Below are 21,860 nucleotides of genomic sequence, written 5' to 3'. Positions count from 1 at the left end.
TCCGCCGCGGCCTTGTATTTTGACGGGAAAATCGGCAGGGATCAGCCTGCGACACCTTACCGTCAAGCCATCGGCGTGCGTAATGCCTAAATATTTTATCACAAACAAAAAAAGAAATCAAGCATTTTCTTAGAAAAACACTTGATTTCTTCCTGTTTTTTTCAGGTAAGATTAATAATTGAAGAATCTTACGTAGTTGTACTGTACAACGAAGTCCTGAGCTTCATGCCATGAGCTGGAGCACATGTTGGTCGCATAGAAGATACGGATGTTGTGCTGTACAGCGGAACCGCCCTGATCAAAGATGTAGTTAACAACATCCTTCGCTGTCTGAGACGGAGTGATGGATGTGGAGCCGTAGTAGCCGTTCACCTTGAGAAGCTGAGCGATGCTGCTGTAGCTGCCGTTAACATAAGTATCTCTGATACACTGAGCAACAAGAGCCATACCGATATAGCCCTCACCGCCTGCCTCACCCATCAGGATGCGCTCAGCCATATCTCTGTCCTCATCGTTGAGAGATACACTGTAGCCAACATAGTTGGGATCGGGGTTAGCGATGTCAAGGAGATAATCTCCGGAGCCGGATGCAGAAACAGCGTTTCCTTCGCTGTAATAATCCTCGTCGTCCGTGTAAGCATAGCCACTGTCGTTTGAAGATTCACTGCTGTTGGAAGAACCACCGGGCTGAGAAGCAGTCGGAGCGGATGCTGCAGGAGCAGAAGCAGAAGCGTTGTTCTGGGGCTTGTCGGAAGCAGCCTCTGTGGGCGCCTCGGTAGCAGCCTTCGCTTCTTGGATAGCGATTTGCTCGCTGACAACCTCTTTCGCTTCTTTTCTTGCCTCATCGATCATGATGGCTCTTTGAGTGAGGAGAGAATCCTCAGTCGATACTATATTTTCACTGTTGGTTTCTGTTTTAGTGGCATCACTTGCAGCACTTACGCCCGGTGCGAGAATCAGCGTATAGGTGGTCATCAACATTGCGATGATCAGACCAATCAACACTGTTCTGCGAAATAAGTGGGGGGTGGTCGTACTCATAATATCTGCCTCCTTCAAAAAAAGTTTATCGGCGAACCGATATATTGAAATATCCGCAAATCTGTGTGACTTGCTTTATTTCGTGTCCTATTTAACCACAAAAATGCAAGAATTGCAAGTTTGTAATATATCTGTTTTAGTTCCCAAAACGCACTATAAAAGCCTTTTAATTCTTCTACAGAAAATTGTTTTAGAAAATATGTACATAATCCACAATAATATATAGTGCAATTTGCTATCGTTCACAAATTTATTTGATGACAATTTGTTACAAATTTATGACGCTTTTTTGCTTTGTTTGGCATTTTTTGCACAGAATCTTCGACAAGTATCGCATCTTCGCCGATCAGACGTATCTTTTCCCACCGAATATAGTAGTCGTCACATTTACCAAACAGCCCGAATAACCTCGGTCTGCCGTAAACGATCAGCGCTACGACCTTGGCGCACTTGGTATCGATCTGTAAATCGTCTACATATCCGATCTTACATCCGGTACAGGCGTTGATGACTTCTTTTCTGCGAAGCTCTTGTAACCGACACGACATAACTATCACCCGTATCAGTATATGTATTGTAACAGACAAATATGAATAACCTTTTAACTGGAGATGAATTCTGCGCATATCTTAAAAATCCCCCCGACAAATACTGTCAGGGGGATGGAAATCCGAATAGGCTCCCTTTCCTAAGGAGATTCCCCTGTTAGGGGAAATGTCCGAAAAGCGGACAAAAGGGTCTGCTGCCTCCGCTAAGGAGGGCTGTCAGCGTAGCTGACTGAGGGTTTTTATTAATCGTATATAACGGGAACAGTTTTCTTTAATAACCGTGCGCCTGCTGGAGCATCATATCCTTGACCTTCATCAGACGGGTCTGGGTCGAACGTTCGTTTTCATCCAGCTTGCGGGTGATATAGCGGATCTGCTCCTGTGTTTCGGGGATCATAACGTGCTCCAGCGCGTTAACACGGCGGCGGGTCTTTTCGATCTCATCCGCCATGAGCTGACAGCTCTTTTCAATCTCGGCGAGCTTGATCAGATCCGGCAGGACGTCTGAGAGCGACTTGACCGCGTCATCCAGATCGGCAGAGGTGAACGCGAAGCCGTAGGAGTAGATATCGTTGGGATCGGGCGTTCTGGTATCCGTTTTGAACACGGGGATATCGACGCTCATCACATTGCGGTAGGAAGTCGATACATAGACCTCCTGCTTCGGAGCGAGCAACGCCGCCTTGAGTGTTTCATCGCTCATGGAGGACTTCGCCAGTACGAAATTGGAATTTGCCTGTCGGATCTGTTCCTCCACCTTCATGCGAAGAGCGCGGTTCTCACGTACCATCTCCAGAAAGCGTCGCATCAGTTCGTCGCGCTTATCCTTTAACAGCTTATGACCGCGGGTCGCCGTATTCAGTTTTTTCTTGAGCCTTGACAACTCCATACGGGTCGGATTGACCTGTTTGACTGCCATAAAATCACCTGTTTGATTCGTAATTCAGAAGCAATGGGACGGGAACGTTTTGAAACGTGCTCTCCCCTATTTACTTCTTATCATAATACATATCGAGATACTTATCGTCGATACGTTTGAGCTCGGAACGAGGCAGGATGCGCAGAAGCTCCCAGCCGAGGTCGAGGGTCTCTTCGATCGAGCGGTTCTTCTCATAGCCCTGAGAAACATATTCATTCTCAAAGCGATCGGCGAATTTCGCGTAGAGCTTATCGATATCCGTCAAAGCGCTCTCACCGAGGATGACCATGAGCTCTTTCGCGTCCTTACCGCGCGCATACGCGGAGAAAAGCTGGTTCATGGTGTTAGAGTGATCGGAACGAGTCTTGCCCTCGCCGATACCTTTATCCTTGAGTCGGGACAGAGAAGGCAGTACGTCGATAGGAGGAGCGACATTCTTTCGATACAACTCACGGGACAGGATGATCTGACCCTCGGTGATATAACCGGTCAGGTCGGGGATCGGGTGAGTCTTATCATCCTCGGGCATGGTCAGGATCGGGATCAGGGTGATGGAACCCTTCTTGCCCTTCTGACGACCGGCTCTTTCATATAATGTCGCCAAGTCGGTATACATATAGCCGGGGTAACCGCGTCGACCGGGTACCTCTTTACGCGCGGCGGATACTTCACGCAGCGCGTCGGCATAGTTTGTGATATCGGTCATGATGACCAGTACGTGCATATCCGCTTCAAACGCCAGATACTCTGCGGCGGTCAGTGCCATACGGGGTGTGGAGATACGCTCGATTGCGGGGTCGTTCGCCAGATTGACGAACATAACGGTACGGTCGATCGCACCGGTCTCCTTGAAGCTCTCGATGAAGTAGTTGGATTCCTCGAAGGTGATACCCATCGCGGCAAATACGACCGCGAACTGCTCATCGGTACCGCGCACCTTCGCCTGACGCGCGATCTGCGCCGCCAGCTGTGCGTGCGGCAGACCGGACGCGGAGAAGATCGGCAGCTTCTGACCTCTGACCAGTGTATTCAGACCGTCGATAGCGGAAACGCCTGTCTGGATGAACTCCTGCGGATAGTTACGCGCATAGGGATTCATCGGCAGACCGTTAATATCCATGCGCTTTTCGGGCAGGATATCGGGACCGCCGTCGATCGGCTTACCCATACCGTCAAAGACGCGGGACAGCATATCGGTCGATACGCCGAGCTCCATCGACTTGCCTAAGAAACGCACCTTGGAATTGGAGAGATTGATACCTGCCGCGGAATCGAACAGCTGTACCAGCGCATCTTCGCCGTTGATCTCAAGAACCTTACAGCGTCTGACTTCACCGGACGCGAGCTCGATCTCGCCCAGATCGTTGTAGTTGACGTCGCTGACGCCCTTGACGAGCATCAAAGGACCCGCTACTTCCTGGATCGTCCTATATTCCTTCGGCATGATCAGTCATCTCCTTTCTTGATGATATTATCGATGTCAACATCGAGATTATGGATGATATCCTGATACGCGGTATCGATCTCATCCTCTTTGACATATTTGAAACGTCCGATGCGCTCACGGATGGGCATGTTGATCAGCAGATTCAGCTGAGCACCCTTATCCAGAGCGGCGGCGCTTTTATCGTAGAACGCCATGACGAGCTGCATCATATGATACTGCTTGTTCAGGGTCGTATAAGTATCGATCTCATGGAACGCGTTCTGGTGGAGGAAGTCCTCACGGATGGAACGAGCCGCCTCGAGCTTGATGCGGTCGATATCGGACAACGCGTCCATACCGACGAGCTTGACGATCTCTTCAAGCTCGCTCTCCTCCTGCAGCAGCGCCATGACTCTGGCACGCAGATCCATCCAGTCGGACGCGACATTTTCTTTATACCAGTCCGCCATCGTGTCAACGTACAGCGAATAAGAGGTCAGCCAGTTGACAGCCGGGAAATGACGCTTGTAGGCAAGACCCGCGTCCAGACCCCAGAACACCTTGACGATACGCAGAGTCGCCTGCGATACCGGCTCGGAGATATCACCGCCGGGAGGCGATACCGCGCCGATAACGGACAGAGATCCTTCCTGCTTTTCACTGCCGAGCGTGATGACACGGCCGGCACGCTCATAGAACTGAGCGAGTCGGGAACCGAGGTAAGCGGGATAACCTTCTTCACCGGGCATTTCTTCCAGACGACCGGACATCTCACGCAGTGCCTCTGCCCAACGGGAGGTGGAATCCGCCATCAACGCGACGGAATAGCCCATATCACGGAAATACTCCGCGATGGTGATACCGGTATAAATTGAAGCCTCACGCGCCGCAACAGGCATATCGGAGGTATTGGCGATCAGAACGGTACGCTCCATCAGGCTGTGACCGGTTTTCGGGTCAAGCAGCTCAGGGAACTCATTCAGAACGTCGGTCATCTCGTTGCCGCGCTCACCGCAGCCAATGTAGACGACGATATCCGCCTCCGCCCATTTCGCCAGCTGATGCTGTACGACGGTCTTACCGGAACCGAACGGTCCGGGTACGGACGCAACGCCGCCCTTTGCGATCGGGAACAGCGTATCGATAACGCGCTGACCCGTGATCAGCGGCATATCGGGAGAGAGCTTTTGCTGATAAGGTCTGCCGATTCGGACAGGCCACTTCTGCATGAGCGATAACTCATGCTTCTCCCCTTTTTCATCCTCTACGATCGCGACGGTATCGGTGACTTTATACTCACCGCTGTTGATCTCTTTGATCACACCGCTGATACCGGCGGGAACCATGATCTTGTGCAGAACGATCTCGGTCTCCTGTACGGTACCGATCACATCACCGCCCGTGACCTTATCGCTGACCTTGGCGCTCGCGCTGAACTGCCAGACCTTGTCGCGCTTCAAGGCGGGTACGGAGATACCGCGGCTGAGATTGTTGCCGCTGACCTTCATGATATCGTCAAGCGGACGCTGGATACCGTCATAGATACTCTCGATCAGACCGGGACCGAGTTCTACGGAAAGCTGGTTTCCGGTAGAAACAACAGGCTCGCCGGGACCGAGACCCGAGGTCTCTTCATAGACCTGGATAGACGCACGATCGCCGTGCATCTCGATGACCTCGCCGATCAGGTTCATGTTGGATACATGGACAACGTCGAACATATTACAGTCGCGCATACCCTCGGCGATAACCAGCGGACCGGCTACCTTCTTAATTACACCTGTACTCATAATGTATCAATCCTTTGTATAGTGGTTAGTGATTAGTGTTCAGTGGTCAGAAAAAGCTAATGAAATCGTTCAAAAGTTTTTTCTGCAATACACTATTCACTCTATCTCTTCATAAACGCCCCTACGGAGCACGGACGAATCAGATTCGCCACACCATTCTGATCACTGATCACTGACCACTGATCACTCGTTAAAAATATCGCTGCCGACCGCTTTTTCGACCGAGAGCTTCACTGCCGCCAAGCCCTCGCCGGTATTGCCGGTAACGCCCGGGATCAAAATGATCGCGGGAGAAGGCTCGCTGCGATATTTTTCTATTTCTTTTTCCAAAACGGAAGCGGCTGCCTCCGTGATATAGATAATACTGTAGCTTTGACTTTGGCACAGTTTTCTGAACGCGGCGATGTTGTCTTGAGCGGGATCAAAGAAGTAGGTATCAAGACCGAGAGCGGCAAAGCCGTAGACGCTCTCTTTATCGCCGAAAACAGCTATTCTCTCAGACATACATATCCCTCAGTCTTTCTTTGATCGTATTCTCGGACAAATTGTTGAGCTTAGCGGAGAGGATCATCCTTACTGCCTTGATCTCATTCTGCCGCGCGATGATATACGCCACAACGGGACCGATACCGAAGGGCTCCCACTTCTGAGGCTTCATGGCATTGGTCATGTAGTCGTCGCACCATTTCTCAAAGGCTGACATCGATGTTTCGATCGCGTCTACCGCGGAACGATACTCAGTCGTGCCGAGGTAAGCGATGACCTCATCCTTGCCTTCGCAAGCCGCCTGAGCCAGCCGTTCGACGTCGAGCGTGTCACATTCCGCTAACGCTCTGCGGATGAAATCGAGCTTTTTCTTCGTGTTCGCGCATCGGATCGCGATCTTGATATCCGCCGCTACGACGAACAATTCGCAGTAAAGGCGGATGATATCGCTTTTGCTCTCTTTGCCGAGTCGATAGACATGCTCCATGCACGCCTTATCCACGATGATGTCGCACAGCTGACCGTCGGAGGTCTGCAAGAGCGTTGTCATCGCATCCTGAGCGACCTCCTGCATATACTCGGGCAGATCGCCGTATTCGCGCGATTTGATCGCTTTGTAGATCGTCTTTGCATCCTCAACGGAATCCTCGATCAGCATACTGTCAGGCTCCTGATCGCGCGTGATGCACTTTAAGATGACCTTCAGATTATGATAATCGTTCGGGATCAGCAGAAAGTTGAGCACGGAGATATCGTCGACCGTCTCGTTGATGAACTCCCAGAGCTTGTTTTCTTCAAGCGCCAACAGCTCCTCGGGACGGCAATCGGTGTTATCGCCCCAACCCTTATCGCGCAACAGACGCATAACGGCGTCCACATCCGATGACATCAGCAATGCGTTAAGATCTGTGTCGGAAAGCAGTTTTGTCTCTCTGAATCTGATACGAGCCACAGCATATGTAAAATCCTGCTGCATAGTAACCCTCCTTATCAGAACAACAGCCTGCCGGCTTTATCGGAGAGATTCTCCGCTTCACCCGCAAAGATCGCGTCGAAAGAGCAATTCTGCTCGATACCGCCGTATTTCAGAATGAAACCCGCGTCGATCAAAGCGGGCTTGCTCGACAAAACAATACCGCCCTTAGCCGCCTGATTCAGTTTGCCGAGAAAATCGACAGGTAAACGATGGATGTCGTTTTCACCGAAGAAGATCACGCCTTCATCCTCCAGAGAATACTTCCCGACCATATCAAGGATCAGATTGAAATATTCATCCTTGGGAAGGTTTTTCGCAGTCAAGAGACCTTCACCGAGCATGGTGTTGATGATCTGCTGCTTGGTATACAGCATGACGCGCTTTTCTTCGAGCTCCGCGGCGGAATCACCGCGTTTTTTGATATCCGCAACATGAGCCGCAGTCCTCTCCTTGCCGTCGGCAACGATCTGATTCGCTTCTTTCTGCGCGTCGGCAATGATCGCATCCGCCTTTTGACGCGCCTGAGCAAGAACAGAATCACAGGACTGAGCCGCGTTTGTTTCTATCTCTTGTATGATTTTATCAATACCGGACATAGTATTTCCTCAAATTATACCTGAACGCCGCTGATACCGTTAACAGCCAGAATGGAGATCAGAAGCGCTAAGATCGCATAGGTCTCGACCATTGCGGGCAGAATCAGCGCTTTACCCATCTGATCGGGCTTCTTGACGACAGTGCCGATACCGGCAACGGAACACTTACTCTGATGTACCGCGGAGAAATAGCCCGCGAACGCGATCGGAAGAGAAGCCGCAAAGTAGAGAGAACCCTTCAAGAGGGAGATGTTCTCTACGCCGCCGCCCAGCAGACCGACGTTGGAGAGGATCAAAAAGCCTACGAGCAGGCCGTAGATACCCTGTGTCGCGGGAAGCAGCTGGAAGATCAGGACCTTACCGAAGAGGTCGGGCTGTTCGGAGAGTACGCCCGCGGCGGCTACACCCGCCTTACCTACGCCGATAGCGGAGCCGATGCCCGCCATGAATGTTGCGACTGCCGCGCCGAGAAGCGCAAAGAATAATCCGGAATTGTTGAGTATTTCTGCCATGATTAGTTTTCCTCCTTGACTGTATAATGCTTGGTATTGATCTTAAATGGTTTGAATTCTTTTCCGCCGCCCGTATAGAACTTGCCGAAGAATTCAACAAATTGCAACCTGTTGGTGTGGACATACGCGCCGAGGGCGTTGATGCCGATGTTGACGCCGTGTCCGATGATGAAGATGAGGATGAAGCCGATGATACCGATGATGCTGTCCCCCATCATGCTGCCGATCTTATTGAATACGGTAGCGATAACGCCGGTCGCGAGACCGAGCGCGAGCAAACGGCTGTAAGAAAGAATATCGCTCAGATAACCTGTCGTGCCGTACAATCCGTAGGCGCCTTTCGCCAGTCGGATGATCGGATTCTTGCTTTCTCTTCCCGCGAAGAACAGGATGATGACCGCGCCGATCGCCGCCATGATACCTCCGACAGTTCCGAAGATCGGCGGGAGCGTGAAGCCCGCGATGTTCTCCATCATATCCATGGTGAGCAGCGCCAGAATACCGCCGCCGACCAAGAGATACCAGCTGATCACATCGTAGATCACCGCGAGATAATCCTTTTTATATCTGATGTAGTTGTATCCGAGTATCGCAAGACCCGTGAACAGATGGATGATACCGAGCAGGAAGCTGAACATCAGCATCTGCATCGGGTCGTCAACGGGATTGAACCAGATCGGAGTGACAAGTCCTGGGATGTTCGGCGGAGCGGTATGGAAGAAGGTGTTCGAGATCACCGAGACCGCGTCACCGAAGAACGATCCGAACAGCAATCCCCAGAAGGTGGTGGATACACCGCACCAGAAGAACATCTTCATACTGCGCCTGAGCCCCGGTTCCATGCCCTTGAATTTGAGCAGGCACACGGCGCAGGCGATCGCCATGACAAGTCCGTAGCCCGCGTCCGAGAACATCATACCGAAGAAGATGTAGTAGAAGATCGCCATGATCGACGTAGGATCCGCCTCGTGATGATCGGGATAGCTGTAGGTCGCCAATACCGATTCGGCGGGTTCCGCGAATTTATTGTTTTTAAGCTTGACGGGAGCGTCGTCGTTCGTCGCTGCTTCAAACTCTACTTCTGCGTCAAAGGTGGTCTCGAGGTATTCCTTGAGTCCCTCGGCGTCCGGTTCGGGGATATATCCCGACAGGACAAAGGTGTTGCGCGAGGTCGCGATATCGTCGTACGCAGCGTAGCGCTCGGTCTTCATCACGTAGTAATCCTCGAGGAAATCGAGCTTTTCGGCATATTTTGCGTAGGACTTGATCACGTTCTCGTTCTCTAATATCCTGCCGTCGCGATTGCTCAGGTGCTTGTTGATCTCTTTCTCACGTTGTTTCGGGATGACCGGAGATATGTAGGAAGGATATTCAAAGCCGATCCGCCTTAATGCGTCGGACACCGCATCGGCGTTCGTTCGAGAGGTCAGGATAAAGACGCAGGTCTGGTTGGAATCGTGCGAGATCATCTCGATCTCGACGTCCTCGACCTCGGGGATGATCTCCGCCAGCTCGGTTACGATCTCGGTGGTCGTCTTATCACCCGGGAACTTTCCGATGAAGGCTCTGGTGGTCGCCGTACCGGTGAAGTTCATCGGTACATCCAAGCTCAGCCACGGCTGGATGATGTCGAGCTGGGTCTGATACTTGACCTTTTCGGCTTCATTGGTATCGATATTCTTTTGACACGATATGATATCGTATGCGATCCGAAGGATATCCGGCGTTTCGTCTACCAGCTTATCGTACTCTTCGCGAGAGAGTTGTTTTCGCCCTTTAAAGGAGCTGAGCAACCCTTTCTTTCGTTTGGCGTAACGAGAGAGGATCTCGTTCGCTTCGATCGCGGTTGACGCCATGCGCTGGTATTGCGCCTGATACGCGGAGGTATCGTCCTTGAAAAAGACACTGTCCTCGATATTGAGGTTCTCGATCTCTACGACCCCTCGCCGCTGCAGCGCTTCCAGAATATCCTTGCAGTATTTGAGCAGTGCGTAGACATAGACGCGCTGCATTTTGAGCATAGCCATGATGCTCCTCCTTACTGCGTTTTTTAAATGTCATTGCGAGGCTCTTTGAGCCGTGGCAATCTCAACAACAAATCAATGACAAATTATACTAACTCAGTGTTTCCTGAATCAGCTTATTGATGACGTTTTGTTTTTGCTTGAGCGTTTTTTCCGAGAGCGCCTGCGCTTCTTGTTCCGCCTTCGCCTTACGGTCACGGATGATCTCATCCGCGCGGGACTGCGCTTCGACTGCCGCTTTATGATCGAAGTCGTTCGCTTTCTTCTTCGCGTCCTCGATCATCTGCTCAGCGCGCAGCTTTGCGTCCTCGATCATTTGCTCTGCTTCGAGTTCAGCGGCATTCTGCTTTTCATTCGCTTTTTGCTCCGCTTCTCTGACTCTGTCTATTGTGGATACTGCCATAGTTTCACCACCATATTGGAATTCTATCATATAATACCCTTATTCATTCTTGAAGTCAAATGTTTTTTGACTAAATTTTAACATTATTTCAATATTGTCATAGTTAAAACGACAGTTATTTTTCATTTTATTCTTAATCAGAATTATTCATACAAATATCAGCCGTGTTTCAATCAAAAACGCTGAATCTTACACAATCGATCATTTCTGCTTAGACAGGTATCGCAGAGCTTTTGTGAGATAATACCATTGAACGGAGGGAGAGCATGGTTATTTATATCGATGTTCTCCTGTTCGTCAACGCGATCGTCAACTACGCGATCCTGATGACCGCGGAAAAGTTGTTGAAGCGCGATATCAGACTCTATCGGATGATCCTCGGCTCTGTGATCGGCGCACTGTTTTCATTGACGATCTTCATCCAACCGGACAGTCGTATCCTGCTGTGCGCGTTAAAGCTCCTTACCTCCTTGATCATCACACTGATCGTATTCGGATGGCGATCACGCAGAGAATTTTTCAGATCCTTTCTATGTAATGTGACGGTATCTGTCATCTATTGCGGCGCGTACATCCTCTTTTATCAGCTGTTCAAGCCGCCGAACATGGTCATCGTCAATGATGTTCTGTACTTACAGGTCAATCCGCTGTGGCTGACGGCATTGACGGCGGTCATCTATATTATTGTATTGATCATCTATAAATTATTCTCTGAAAGAATTAAAAGCACCGTAGTTCATTTGAATTTTACGCTGCACAAAAAGACCTATTCCTGTATCGGAAAGGTGGATACGGGCTGTAATCTGAAAGAGCCGTTCTCATCGGCATCTGTCATCATTGTGGACGCGGCGGTATATGATACCAAAACGGAAGAACACTTTCGGATCATCCCCTATTCCACGATCAACGGCAGCTCATATCTGAATGCCGTTAAGGCTGACACGGTACATATCGATAAAAAACGAATATCCGAACCGATCTATATCGCGACCGGGAACATCAATAACGCCGATTATCAGGCGATCATCAATTCTGAAATCATAAGGTGAGATCATGCAAATACTTAGAAACATATTATTCAAGCTGAGATTTATCCTGCTGTCCAACAGCGTCTATTACATCAACTCCTCCGCGGCATTACCGCCGCCCCTGACCAAAGCGGAAGAGGCTGTCATCATGCAGCAGATCAAGGACGGTGATGAAAAAGCGCGCGAACCACTGATCGTACATAATCTGCGGCTGGTCGTGTATATCGCAAAGAAATTCGAGAACAGCAACGTCAATATCGAGGATCTGATCTCCATCGGAACGATCGGACTGATCAAAGCGGTCAACACCTTCTCCCCCGACCGCAATATCAAGCTGGCGACTTACGCTTCACGCTGTATCGAAAACGAGATCCTCATGTTCCTGCGCAAGACATCCCAGATGAAATATGAGATCTCGATCGAAGAACCGCTCTCGACCGATTGGGACGGCAATGAGCTGCTGCTCAGCGATATTCTCGGTTCGGACAGTGATACCGTCAGCGCCGACATCGAACAGGAGGTGGAGATCAATCAACTGATGGAGGCAGTCAATCGGCTCAATACCCGTGAAGCGATGATTATGGAACTGCGATTCGGACTTAACGGCAACAAAGAGCATACCCAAAAGGAGGTGGCGGATTTACTGGGGATTTCGCAGTCCTATATCTCGCGGCTCGAAAAGAAGATCATCGGAAAGCTGAAGCACGATCTGGAGAAGGTAATGTAACAATATATATGCGGTTGAGATTGCCACGCTGCGGACACTTGTCCGCTTCTCGCAATGACAATTAGAAAAAGAGAGCAGTCTTCCCTATTCGGAAAGGCTGCTTTCTTTATATGGCTTCAATTCTCAGGGGCGGGATTACCGTCGCCGTCGTTGTTTTCACGATCGCCGACATTGCCGTCACCATCATTTACTTCGCCGTCTTCTTTCATATTCTCCCATTCTGTCGCGACAACATCCTCGATAGTCTCCATCAGTGAACCGTCGGTGGGTTCGGTGGGAACAACCGTTCCGTTAGTGTCGACCATGCTTTTGTTCTCGGTGGCACTGTCCTTCATATCCTTTTTGATATCAGAAACCGCCTCCGACGCTTTCTCCTTTACCTTGTTCGCGGTCCCGGTGCAGGAACACAACATCACGCCGACCAAGAGTGCCGCGCATACAAGCGCTAATAAATGTTTCATCCTTTTTCTCCTTACTATTGTACAATATTATCGTAAGTGTACGATGTGAATAGTATGGACGGAATCTTGAAATATATACCAACGCTTGGAAAAAATGAAAGATCAATAAAGAAACCCATAGAAAAAGTGCGGAATGTTGACACTCCGCACCGTAATTCTTTATTATTTATTCGTTAGCCAGAGAAATGATTTTCTCCGAGATCCTCGCGCCGCTTTTATCATATTTCGTTATCACGACCGTATCATTGTCGAGATAATTCATCAAAGCGGTAGTACCGTCGGACAGCTCCTTGCATACGAATTTGACATTGCCGTCAGCCGCTACGCGCACACCATTGCCCTCGGGCTTATTATTCACCCACTTGCCGATGTGCATGGAACCGTCTTTTGCGCTGATACCGACGCCGACGCCATGTCGCACATTCTCAGACCAATCACCGCTGTAGCACAGGGTGCCGTCCATATAGTAATAGGCGCCCTTGCCGGATCGCTTATCGTTACGATACTCTCCCTCATACGCAGTGCGGCCGAGATCGGTCACGGTTCTGCCGTATCCGGAACGATTATTGTTGTCGTCCAGCTCACCGTAATAACTGTATACAGCGCCGTCCGCCATGATCTGCTTATCCGGCTTTGCCGCTTTATCCGTCGGATCATCCTTCGGTGTTTCTTCCGGATTCTCTGTCTTAGGCACATCGAAAGGCTCTTGATCGGAGCCGTTATCGATATCGGCAAAGCTCTGATCCGTTGCCATAACGTCCTCGATCGGTACATCGGGAACAGCAGGCGTGATAAATGGCTTTGCGTCAGCGATATCCAAGGATGCCGAAAGATTGCGCTTGATGTTGAAATCCTTCGCGTTGATCTTTTCATACAAAGGAGCGGCGTCATCGACATAGCTCTTTTCGATCATCTGCGCAACGCCCGTCCTGACCAGATCGACAAACTCACGATAATGAGAGAGCTGAGAATCGGACAGGAACCAAATGACTCCTTCATCTGTCGAGGCGATCGCGGTATAATCGGTAAACGCCGCGTTCAATTCCTCACGCACCGGCTTTTCCGACACCTCGGGAGCGGCAAACAGCGCCACCGGCTCCTCCAAAGCGTTATCTTTATACAACAAGCATAATCCACCCTGGATCTTTCGCGGCTCAAGGGAGCGGCAAACAGCGCCGTTCTCATCCATATATTCCACCTTTAATAAGGTATGGAATTTACTGAAAAGCAGGCGTTTAAAGAGCTTGTCTTCCTGATAACAGCAAAGATAATACTTGCCGTTATCCGAAGGAAGCACCTCCTGAACCACAGCGCCGCCGGGTCGCTTGACCGTCCACTGCAAGGGCTTGTTGCGTTCGATACAATAATCATACAGCAGTGAAATACCCTCACTGTCATAGGTGATCCTGTCACGGATCCTCTCAAAATCGGAGAAATAGCTTTTTCTGACCGCGGTGAGGATATCGCTGTTCAGATCGGTATCATCGACCTGAGTAAGACAAAAGTTATAAAAATACTGAATACCCATAATTGATCTGTAACCCTCTGAGAAAGAATCAGATGGAAACCTTCATAGCGACTTCATACAGCTCGTTGTTGAACTTACGCGGCATATCGAGCGCTTCGGTGATATCATAATCAACGATCTTGCCCTCGTGAGAAGCGATGACGCGGTTACCGACGCCCTTGGCAAGCAGATCGACTGCCGCAACGCCCATCTTGGTCGCCATGACTCTGTCGCGCAGTGTCGGCGAACCGCCGCGCTGTACGTGACCGAGGATGGTAGCGCGTGTCTCGATGCCGGTGCGGTGCTGGATGTAATGCGAGATCTCCTGAGATCCGCCGACGCCTTCGGCTACGATAACGATAAAGTGCTTTTTACCGGTATCCTTCTGCTCGTAGATGCGGGAGATAACGTCACGCTCCAGATCATATTCGATCTCGGGAACGATGATCGCGGTAGCGCCGACCGCAATACCGGTCTCCAGCGCGATATCGCCGCAGTGACGACCCATGACCTCAACAACGGAGCAGCGATCGTGGCTCTGCGCGGTGTCGCGGATCTTATCGATCATCTCGACCGCGGTATTCATCGCCGTATCAAAACCGATCGTATAGTCGGTGCAGGCGATATCGTTATCGATGGTACCGGGGAGCGCGACGCAGGGGATGCCCGCGTTGGAAAGTGCTCTGGCGCCCTTGAAGGAACCGTCACCGCCGATGACGACCAGACCTTCGATATCGAGAGAACGGCAGTAATCCGCCGCTTGCTGCTGATACTCGACCTGCATGAATTTCTTACTGCGCGCTGTAAAAAGGATCGTACCGCCTCGGCTGAGGATATCGGATACAGAACGAAGATTCATCTCCTTGATGTCGTGGTTCAATAAGCCGTTGTAGCCCTTATATACGCCATATACCGTAAAGCCGCTGTAGATACCGGCTCTGACTACCGCTCTGACCGCCGCGTTCATACCCGGCGCGTCGCCGCCGCTTGTTAAAACTGCTAATGATTTAGCCATAATAGTTCCTCCTCTTTAGAAAAAGAATAAATACACGGTATATTATAATACAAATAACACCTGAGAATCAAGTATTAATCCAAAATTCATAAAAAAAACGGGAACAAAGTGATCAAACACTCCATCGTTCCCGATTAATTATTTCAATATAACGTTCTCTTCACCGAGCTGATAGCCCAATTCACCGAGCATCGTAGGATTCGGGGCCGTCCACAGACTCTTAGGCGCCAAAAGCTGTTTTTTGGTTTCACTCAGATAAAAGACGACACGGGTATTGCCGCCGAAGATCTCTAACAGATTCTTTGCTTTGCGGTATTCTCTGCTCTCCAAAGACGGGATCCTGAGATATAAGGTCTGAGGTCGACGCGGGTCGATCACATTGGACGGCGCTTTTTTCGGCGCGGGTGCCGATACGGTAAGCTCGCTCGCGGGCGGTAAGGCGGTAATCTTATCCGCCAAGACCCGCGGCTCTTCCTCTTCCTTCAAGCTCAACGTGCCCTCTACATCGATCACGGCGCCGGCATAGAGCGCGTCACGGGATTCTTCCAGCACGTTCGGAAAGATGATGATCTCACAGGTACCGTAGCGATCTTCGACGTCGGCAAATGCCATCATCTTATTGTTCTTGGTGAGCTGTGTTTTATTCTTGTTGACGGTCACGATCAGCCTGACCTTGGCACGGTCGCGGTATCTGCCCTCTTCGGTATTCATGATATCGCTGATCTTATCCGCGTTCACGGATTTCGCGAACGGCGCGTATTCATCGATCGGATGACCGCTGAGGTACATGCCCGCCATCTCTTTTTCCATATTCAACAGCTCGATCAGCGGGAATTCCTCCAGATCCGGGATGGCGATCTCATTCTGTCCGCCCTGTGAGCCCATATCAAAGAGCGAGATCTGACCCGCTCCACCACCGCGGCGGCGTTCGTATTCCAGATCATCCAAAATGGTTTTGGAAACGGAAAGCATCTGGCGGCGGTTGCAGTCAAGATGATCCAACGCCCCGCATTTGATCAGGCTTTCGAGCGAACGGGCGTTCAGCCCTTTTCCGTTGAGTCGTCTGCAAAAATCATAATACGACTGATACGGTCTTACCCTGCGCTCGGAGATGATCGCGTCGATGAACGCCAATCCGAGATTTTTGACCGCGGACAGACCGAATCGGATATGACCAGAGGAAACGGTATATTTGCTGTCGCTTTCGTTAACGCTCGGCGGCAGCACGGAGATACCCAGCCGATGACACTCGCCGATATACACAGCGGTTTTGTTTTGACTTTCGATCACGGATGACAACAGCGCCGCCATATATTCGCGCGGATAGTGACATTTCAGATACGCCGTCTGATAGGATAAGGCGGCATATGCCGCGGCATGGCTTTTGTTGAACGCGTAAGAGGCAAAGCTCTCCATCTCGGAGAAGATCGACAGCGCGGTCTGTTCATCGATACCGCGTCTGAGACATCCCTCCACCTCAACTGTGCCGTTATCATCCGCCAGTCCGTGGATGAAGATCTGCTTTTCGCGCTCCATCACATCGTGCTTCTTCTTGCTCATGGCGCGTCGAACGATATCCGCGCGTCCGAGAGAATAACCCGCCAGTGAGCGGAAGATCTGCATGACCTGCTCCTGATAAAGGATACAGCCGTTGGTGACGTTCAGGATCGGTTCGAGCAGCGGGTGCTTATAGGTGATCAGCTTAGGATTATGGCGGTTGCGGATGTAGGTCGGGATCGAATCCATCGGACCGGGACGGTACAAGGAGATGACCGCGATCAAATCCTCGAACCGTTCGGGCTTGAGCTGAGCGAGCACATTCTTCATCCCGCCGCTTTCAAATTGAAATACGCCGTCTGTGTTGCCGGTGGAGATCATCGCGTAGACCGCTTTGTCGCCGTAATCGATATGCTCCACCCGGAAATGCGGTTCCGTACGGCGGATCATGGTCTCTGCGTCATGGATGACGGTCAGGTTACGCAGTCCGAGAAAATCAACCTTCAACAGACCGAGCTCCTCCAGCGTGGTCATCGTGAACTGTGTGATGACCGCTTCATCGGACTTTGCGAGCGGAACATAGTTGCTGACGGGCTGATCGGTAATGACGACGCCCGCCGCGTGCATGGTGATATGGCGCGGCACGCCTTCTAAGGCACGCGCGATATCGATGATCTGCTTGACGGTCGCGTCCTGATGATAGCTTTGGCGTAATTCAGCGGACAGCGACAGTGCCTTATCCAGCGTCATATCCAGACTGAACGGGATCATCTTAGCGATCTTATCGACTGTCGCGTATGGGATTTCCAGCACTCTGCCGACGTCGCGCACCGCGCCGCGTGCCTGCATGGTACCAAAGGCGACGATCTGCGCTACGTGATCCTCGCCGTATTTGCGGATGACGTAGTCGATGACCTCCGAACGTCTATCCTTGCAGAAATCGATATCAAAATCAGGCATACTGACGCGTTCGGGGTTCAAAAATCGCTCAAACAGCAGATCATACTTGATCGGATCGATGCCGGTGATGCCGATACAATAGGCGCATAAGGAGCCCGCGCCCGAGCCTCTGCCGGGTCCGACGGGGATATCCTTGCTCTTGGCGTACTGAACGAAATCATTGACGATCAAAAAGTAATCGACAAAGCCCATCTTGCGGATCACAGACATTTCATAATCAAGGCGCTGTATCAGCGACCGATCGGGATTCTTGCCGTAACGTCGGTACAAACCGTCATAGCATAAGCGGCGGAAATATTCATAGTGATCTTCGTTGTCGGGCGTTTTGAAATCGGGGAGCTTGCGGTTGCCGAACTCAAATTCCACATGACAGCGCTCGGCGATTTTGGTCGTATTCTCAAAGGCTTCGTCCAGATCGCCGAATACGGCGCGCATCTCTTCCTCACTTTTAAGGTAGAATTCTTCGGTCTCGAAGCCCATCTTTTTATTCTTGACGGTGCTGTTGGTCTGGATACACAGGAGGATATCGTGCAGATTGCTGTCCTCTTTGCGGATATAATGGCAGTCGTTGGTGACGACCAGACCCGCGCCGATGGCTTTCGCGATCTCTTTGAGCTTGTAATTCAGCTTTTCCTGCTCTTTGATCCCGTGATCCTGCAATTCGATGAAGTAGTTCTCCTTGCCGAACACGCTTTGATAATACCGCGCCTTTTCCAACGCGCCGTTATCATCATCGGCGAGGATACGCTTCGGCACCTCACCCGACATACAGGCGGACAGACAGATCAAGCCCTCGTGGTACTTTTCCAATAGCTCATAGTCCACACGAGGCTTGTTATAAAAGCCGTCGGTGAACGCGAGCGACACCAGCTTCATCAAATTCTGATAGCCGGTCTGATTCTCACACAGCAGGATCAGGTGATAATATTCCCTGTCCAGCTCAAAGGTTTTATCAAAGCGGGAACGCGGCGCGACATAGACCTCACAGCCGATGATCGGACGTATCCCCTGCTTTTTACATTCCCTATAAAAATCGATCACACCGTACATGACGCCGTGATCGGTTATGGCAAGGGCATCCTGTCCGAGCTCCTTTGCCCGTTCAACCAGGCGGGAGATCCGACAGGCGCCGTCCAATAAACTGTATTCGGTATGAACATGCAGGTGTGTGAATGACATGGTTTCCTCTACTTTACTTCAGCTTGGAACTTGCCGTCTTTGACGGTGATATCGAGCAGATCGCCGCTTTTGACGTCCGCAACGGAGCTGACATTGTTTTCATCATGAGTGATATAGGCGAATCCTCGTTTCAATACCGCCACGGGATTGAGCGCTTCTACCTTCGTAAACAGCTCATTCGCCTGAGCGGTGGCGGTGTCCAGCGAATGATTTGCCGCGTTGGCGGCGCGCACCGCGAATGAATTGACCAATTCCAAATCTTTCTCCACTTCATCCAGCGGAGAATGTGCCGCCGTGATCTGGGACAGCTTATCGATCTCGGCTTGTTTGAACTCGAATTGGGTGTTGATTGCGGCGATACCCTGTCGGAACAAATTTTGGACATTTTCCAAAAGATCAAATCGATTCGGCACCGCAAGCTCCGCCGCGGCGGATGGCGTCGGCGCTCTCAGATCGCTGACAAAATCACACAGCGTCGTATCGGTCTCGTGACCGACAGCCGAGATGACAGGCACCTGACAGGCATAGATCGCTCTGGCGAGCCCTTCATCGTTGAACGCCCACAGATCCTCCATCGAACCGCCGCCTCTGCCGATGATCACCACATCGGCGGCTTTACTCTGTGAAAACAGGTTGATCGCGTTGGTCAGCTGTGCGGGAGCACCCTCACCCTGTACCAATACGGGCGCCAGCACCAGATCGACACACGGAAAACGTCGTCCGATAATATCAATGATATCGCGGATCGCCGCACCGGTAGGCGACGTGATGATGCCGACTGTTTTCGGAATCGCGGGGATCGGCTTTTTATGCTCCTCGGCAAAGAGCCCTTCCGCGCCGAGCTTCTTTTTCAACTGCTCAAACTGCATCGCCAGTACCCCTACGCCGTCGGGCTGCATATCCTCAACGCGCAGCTGATACTGACCGCTCGGCTCATAAACGGTGACCTGCGCGCGCATGATCACCTTCATCCCGTCCTCGGGACGAAAACGCAGATTACGCACTGCCCATGAGAACATCACGGCGCGAATCACGCTGTTTTTATCCTTGAGCGAAAAGTACATATGTCCGCTCTTTGAATTGATGTTGACGTTCGACAGCTCGCCCTCGATGAAGATCATTTGCAGTTCTTCATCGGACGCGATCAGATTCGCGATACGCGCGTTGAGTTGCGAAACAGAATAGACTTTCGGTGTAGGTGTTATCATGATCGATCCTTTACAGAAGCGAGTACCGCCGTACCCGCGGCATTATCACTGGAAAATTCGGGCAACGCAAACACACAGTCGTGCAGTGATCTCAATTCATCACGAATGATCAGATCGGACATCACGCCGCCTGCGTAGACTAATTCCAAATCGCCGTATTTGTCGCGGATCCTTTTGCTCATCTCAACGATTGCCGAGGAAATAAAGAGCATGGTAAAGCGCGCGATATACGCAGGGCTTTTGCCTTCTTTTTGATGTTTTTCGGCGATATTCTGACCGCCGCTCAGACAGCAATCCAATCCTTTAAGGGTCGGACGGACTTTGATCTTCTCATCGCACTGATCAGCGAGCTTTTCGAGCTCTTTACCGCACGGAAAAGACAATCCCAGCATCACGCCGACACGGTCGATCAGTTGACCGGCGTTCAAATCGAGCGTCTTTGCGACGATCTCAGTGGAGAGAAAATCATCCGAGCCATTGACGAGCAATGCCTCGGTCGTACCGCCGCTGACATGAAAAGCGATGTGCTTTTGACAAAGCAGATCCAAGCGATCGACGCTGTACAACGCCGCCGCGATATGACCCTGCTGATGGGAAAAGCGGTATACAGGCACCTTCAATACGGAGGACAGGATACTCGCCGCCGTCGTTCCGACCGTAAAGCACGGCATATAGGAGCCTTTTTCGGTACGCGGCGCGTAGGATACGCCGATCGCCTTGATCCGATCGGAAAAATCGCCGAAGGCTTCTTCAAACAATGCCGGTAATTGCTGTACATGGTGAAACACCGCGTCACTCTGTCGAAGTCCCAGTTCACCGTCTTTGACAGGCAACAGCTTTCGTTTTGAGATCACCTTGCCGCTGTCGCTGTCATACAGGCAAACCGACGTCGTATAATTACTGGTATCGATCCCGAGATACATGCTCATAGCGCTTTTGCCACTGCGCCGAGTACGCCGTTGACGAACGCGGTGTCATCCTCCGCGGCATACTTTTTGGAGAGCTCTACCGCTTCGTTGATCGACACCGAAACGGGGATATCCTCCAGATACATCATCTCGTAGATCGCGACACGCATGATGGCGAGAGAGACCTTGGAGATGCGGTTGAGCTTCCATCCGGATTTCAGGTTGGAAGCGATCTTTTCATCGATCTGATCCTGATGCTCTTTGATCCCTTTCACGCAGTTGATCGCGTAGTCGCTCAAAAACTCATCGCGCGCGTCGCCGGCATTATCGGCAAGCTCGTCGATATCCGCGTCGGAGAACAGCGATTCAAAGCATAGAATGAACGCCTGTTCACGCATTTTGTAGCGGGAAATGTCATTGCGCGCCTGATTCGCGGTATTGTTTTCTTCACACATAAAAACCCCTCGTTTCGGCTTATCATTATGTCAATTTATTATAACATAATCATTTATCTTTGTAAATATCGGAACGCCGCGAATCAACAATCATAAATTATAACAAAGAGGATAAAAAACAGACATTCTAAATTTGACAGATTCAACAATTTCTCTACAGAATTCTTATTGAATAGAACAGAATTTAATAGATA

20 protein-coding genes are annotated in these 21,860 nt (G+C 50.8%); 2 read left to right on the top strand and 18 right to left on the bottom strand.

Annotated elements, in window-relative coordinates; translation table 11 throughout:
• Positions 1–171 precede the first annotated feature (171 nt).
• From JKK62_RS03945 to JKK62_RS03895, 11 genes are all read right to left on the bottom strand, one after another.
• Complete coding sequence (locus JKK62_RS03945) at positions 172–1,041, bottom strand: hypothetical protein (RefSeq protein WP_186833417.1); 870 nt, start codon at positions 1,039–1,041, stop codon at positions 172–174.
• A 242-nt stretch (positions 1,042–1,283) separates the two neighbouring features.
• Positions 1,284–1,589: a YlmC/YmxH family sporulation protein gene (locus JKK62_RS03940; protein ID WP_186833418.1), complete on the bottom strand. Its 306-nt coding sequence runs from the start codon at positions 1,587–1,589 to the stop codon at positions 1,284–1,286.
• A gap of 271 nt (positions 1,590–1,860) precedes the next feature.
• Positions 1,861–2,508 (bottom strand): V-type ATP synthase subunit D, encoded by a 648-nt coding sequence (locus JKK62_RS03935; RefSeq protein WP_186833419.1) that lies wholly within the window; start codon positions 2,506–2,508, stop codon positions 1,861–1,863.
• Between the two features lie 70 nt (positions 2,509–2,578).
• Positions 2,579–3,952: a V-type ATP synthase subunit B gene (locus tag JKK62_RS03930; RefSeq protein WP_186833420.1), complete on the bottom strand. Its 1,374-nt coding sequence runs from the start codon at positions 3,950–3,952 to the stop codon at positions 2,579–2,581.
• 2 nt (positions 3,953–3,954) lie between these two features.
• Complete coding sequence (locus JKK62_RS03925) at positions 3,955–5,724, bottom strand: V-type ATP synthase subunit A (protein WP_186833421.1); 1,770 nt, start codon at positions 5,722–5,724, stop codon at positions 3,955–3,957.
• A gap of 183 nt (positions 5,725–5,907) precedes the next feature.
• Positions 5,908–6,228: a V-type ATP synthase subunit F gene (locus JKK62_RS03920; RefSeq protein ID WP_186833422.1), complete on the bottom strand. Its 321-nt coding sequence runs from the start codon at positions 6,226–6,228 to the stop codon at positions 5,908–5,910.
• Entirely contained in the window at positions 6,221–7,186 is a 966-nt protein-coding gene (locus JKK62_RS03915; protein WP_186833423.1) for a V0D/AC39 family V-type ATPase subunit, read from the bottom strand. Before JKK62_RS03915 ends, JKK62_RS03920 begins: the two co-directional genes overlap by 8 nt.
• 14 nt (positions 7,187–7,200) lie before the next feature.
• Complete coding sequence (locus JKK62_RS03910) at positions 7,201–7,782, bottom strand: V-type ATP synthase subunit E (protein ID WP_186833424.1); 582 nt, start codon at positions 7,780–7,782, stop codon at positions 7,201–7,203.
• Positions 7,783–7,796: 14 nt separating this feature from the next.
• Positions 7,797–8,294, bottom strand: a complete 498-nt coding sequence (locus tag JKK62_RS03905) for a V-type ATP synthase subunit K (protein WP_186833425.1) — start codon at positions 8,292–8,294, stop codon at positions 7,797–7,799.
• Positions 8,295–8,296: 2 nt separating this feature from the next.
• On the bottom strand, positions 8,297–10,321 hold the full coding sequence (locus JKK62_RS03900; protein ID WP_186833426.1) for a V-type ATP synthase subunit I: 2,025 nt from the start codon (positions 10,319–10,321) through the stop codon (positions 8,297–8,299).
• Between the two features lie 88 nt (positions 10,322–10,409).
• Positions 10,410–10,721 carry a hypothetical protein gene (locus JKK62_RS03895; protein ID WP_186833427.1) on the bottom strand — a complete coding sequence of 104 codons (312 nt, stop codon included), beginning with the start codon at positions 10,719–10,721 and terminating at the stop codon, positions 10,410–10,412.
• A gap of 266 nt (positions 10,722–10,987) precedes the next feature.
• Between JKK62_RS03895 and JKK62_RS03890 the strand changes: the two genes are divergently transcribed.
• Complete coding sequence (locus JKK62_RS03890) at positions 10,988–11,770, top strand: sigma-E processing peptidase SpoIIGA (RefSeq protein WP_186833428.1); 783 nt, start codon at positions 10,988–10,990, stop codon at positions 11,768–11,770.
• A 4-nt stretch (positions 11,771–11,774) separates the two neighbouring features.
• A complete protein-coding gene (gene sigE / locus JKK62_RS03885) occupies positions 11,775–12,476 on the top strand; it encodes an RNA polymerase sporulation sigma factor SigE (RefSeq protein ID WP_186833429.1) in 702 nt (233 codons plus the stop codon).
• A gap of 116 nt (positions 12,477–12,592) precedes the next feature.
• Here sigE and JKK62_RS03880 read toward each other — a convergent pair whose 3' ends face one another.
• The 7 genes from JKK62_RS03880 to nusB form a co-directional block, all read right to left on the bottom strand.
• On the bottom strand, positions 12,593–12,937 hold the full coding sequence (locus tag JKK62_RS03880) for a hypothetical protein (RefSeq protein WP_186833430.1): 345 nt from the start codon (positions 12,935–12,937) through the stop codon (positions 12,593–12,595).
• A 166-nt stretch (positions 12,938–13,103) separates the two neighbouring features.
• Positions 13,104–14,465 (bottom strand): MORN repeat-containing protein, encoded by a 1,362-nt coding sequence (locus JKK62_RS03875; RefSeq protein WP_186833431.1) that lies wholly within the window; start codon positions 14,463–14,465, stop codon positions 13,104–13,106.
• Between the two features lie 28 nt (positions 14,466–14,493).
• A complete protein-coding gene (pfkA, locus tag JKK62_RS03870) occupies positions 14,494–15,459 on the bottom strand; it encodes a 6-phosphofructokinase (protein WP_186833432.1) in 966 nt (321 codons plus the stop codon).
• Positions 15,460–15,597: 138 nt separating this feature from the next.
• Complete coding sequence (locus JKK62_RS03865) at positions 15,598–19,095, bottom strand: DNA polymerase III subunit alpha (protein WP_186833433.1); 3,498 nt, start codon at positions 19,093–19,095, stop codon at positions 15,598–15,600.
• Positions 19,096–19,103: 8 nt separating this feature from the next.
• The gene (xseA, locus tag JKK62_RS03860) at positions 19,104–20,303 is read right to left on the bottom strand and encodes an exodeoxyribonuclease VII large subunit (protein WP_186833434.1); all 1,200 of its coding nucleotides are present in this window, start codon (positions 20,301–20,303) and stop codon (positions 19,104–19,106) included.
• The gene (locus JKK62_RS03855) at positions 20,300–21,232 is read right to left on the bottom strand and encodes a tRNA (adenosine(37)-N6)-threonylcarbamoyltransferase complex transferase subunit TsaD (protein ID WP_186833435.1); all 933 of its coding nucleotides are present in this window, start codon (positions 21,230–21,232) and stop codon (positions 20,300–20,302) included. The genes xseA and JKK62_RS03855 overlap by 4 nt, the downstream gene beginning before the upstream one ends.
• Positions 21,229–21,666, bottom strand: coding sequence for a transcription antitermination factor NusB (nusB, locus tag JKK62_RS03850; RefSeq protein WP_186833436.1), 438 nt, complete (start codon positions 21,664–21,666; stop codon positions 21,229–21,231). The genes JKK62_RS03855 and nusB overlap by 4 nt, the downstream gene beginning before the upstream one ends.
• Positions 21,667–21,860 lie beyond the last annotated feature (194 nt).

The sequence above is a fragment of the Ruminococcus difficilis genome, assembly GCF_016680995.1.
The sequence above is the reverse complement of the archived record's forward strand: the minus strand, read 5'-3'. Positions and strand labels throughout refer to the sequence as shown.

Excerpts from the sequence above, each read along its gene's own strand:
- JKK62_RS03875 (WP_186833431.1), bottom strand. The coding sequence starts at position 14,465 with ATGGGTATTCAGTATTTTTATAACTTTTGTCTTACTCAGGTCGATGAT.
- JKK62_RS03915 (WP_186833423.1), bottom strand. The coding sequence starts at position 7,186 with ATGCAGCAGGATTTTACATATGCTGTGGCTCGTATCAGATTCAGAGAG.
- JKK62_RS03940 (WP_186833418.1), bottom strand. The coding sequence starts at position 1,589 with ATGTCGTGTCGGTTACAAGAGCTTCGCAGAAAAGAAGTCATCAACGCC.
- JKK62_RS03930 (WP_186833420.1), bottom strand. The coding sequence starts at position 3,952 with ATGCCGAAGGAATATAGGACGATCCAGGAAGTAGCGGGTCCTTTGATG.
- nusB (WP_186833436.1), bottom strand. The coding sequence starts at position 21,666 with ATGTGTGAAGAAAACAATACCGCGAATCAGGCGCGCAATGACATTTCC.
- JKK62_RS03895 (WP_186833427.1), bottom strand. The coding sequence starts at position 10,721 with ATGGCAGTATCCACAATAGACAGAGTCAGAGAAGCGGAGCAAAAAGCG.
- JKK62_RS03865 (WP_186833433.1), bottom strand. The coding sequence starts at position 19,095 with ATGTCATTCACACACCTGCATGTTCATACCGAATACAGTTTATTGGAC.
- JKK62_RS03855 (WP_186833435.1), bottom strand. The coding sequence starts at position 21,232 with ATGAGCATGTATCTCGGGATCGATACCAGTAATTATACGACGTCGGTT.
- pfkA (WP_186833432.1), bottom strand. The coding sequence starts at position 15,459 with ATGGCTAAATCATTAGCAGTTTTAACAAGCGGCGGCGACGCGCCGGGT.
- JKK62_RS03935 (WP_186833419.1), bottom strand. The coding sequence starts at position 2,508 with ATGGCAGTCAAACAGGTCAATCCGACCCGTATGGAGTTGTCAAGGCTC.
- JKK62_RS03920 (WP_186833422.1), bottom strand. The coding sequence starts at position 6,228 with ATGTCTGAGAGAATAGCTGTTTTCGGCGATAAAGAGAGCGTCTACGGC.
- JKK62_RS03880 (WP_186833430.1), bottom strand. The coding sequence starts at position 12,937 with ATGAAACATTTATTAGCGCTTGTATGCGCGGCACTCTTGGTCGGCGTG.
- JKK62_RS03900 (WP_186833426.1), bottom strand. The coding sequence starts at position 10,321 with ATGGCTATGCTCAAAATGCAGCGCGTCTATGTCTACGCACTGCTCAAA.
- JKK62_RS03910 (WP_186833424.1), bottom strand. The coding sequence starts at position 7,782 with ATGTCCGGTATTGATAAAATCATACAAGAGATAGAAACAAACGCGGCT.
- JKK62_RS03925 (WP_186833421.1), bottom strand. The coding sequence starts at position 5,724 with ATGAGTACAGGTGTAATTAAGAAGGTAGCCGGTCCGCTGGTTATCGCC.
- JKK62_RS03945 (WP_186833417.1), bottom strand. The coding sequence starts at position 1,041 with ATGAGTACGACCACCCCCCACTTATTTCGCAGAACAGTGTTGATTGGT.
- JKK62_RS03905 (WP_186833425.1), bottom strand. The coding sequence starts at position 8,294 with ATGGCAGAAATACTCAACAATTCCGGATTATTCTTTGCGCTTCTCGGC.
- sigE (WP_186833429.1), top strand. The coding sequence starts at position 11,775 with ATGCAAATACTTAGAAACATATTATTCAAGCTGAGATTTATCCTGCTG.
- xseA (WP_186833434.1), bottom strand. The coding sequence starts at position 20,303 with ATGATAACACCTACACCGAAAGTCTATTCTGTTTCGCAACTCAACGCG.
- JKK62_RS03890 (WP_186833428.1), top strand. The coding sequence starts at position 10,988 with ATGGTTATTTATATCGATGTTCTCCTGTTCGTCAACGCGATCGTCAAC.